This is a genomic window from Pseudomonas sp. PDM22 (assembly GCF_014851965.1).
Lineage (GTDB): Bacteria > Pseudomonadota > Gammaproteobacteria > Pseudomonadales > Pseudomonadaceae > Pseudomonas.
Genome location: NZ_JACVAR010000059.1, coordinates 1 through 255 on the forward strand (window position 1 = coordinate 1; position 255 = coordinate 255).

The 255-nt window shown below is 65.9% G+C and carries 1 pseudogene; it reads right to left on the bottom strand.

What is annotated here, in order from left to right:
• Nucleotides 1–255 (bottom strand): annotated as a pseudogene (locus IB255_RS31380) (electron transfer flavoprotein subunit alpha/FixB family protein); the annotation flags it as partial.

A 255-nucleotide genomic window follows, 5' to 3' on the forward strand; every position in this document is an offset into this window, starting at 1 on the left:
CAGAGCGGCGACGCGCGGCAGGAAGTTCTTGCCGTTGGTGGTGGCGGCGGCCAGCACGTGGCTGTAACCCTTGCCGAGCTCAGCGATCAGCGGAGCGACGTTCTCCGGCAGCTGGTGAGCGTAGGCAACGTTGTCGGCGACCAGCACCTTGGAAACACCGGCGATCTTGGCAGCGGCTTCAGCCACGCCACCGACGTTCTGGCCAGCGACCAGGACAGCGATGTCACCACCGATCTTCTGCGCGGCAGCGACAGT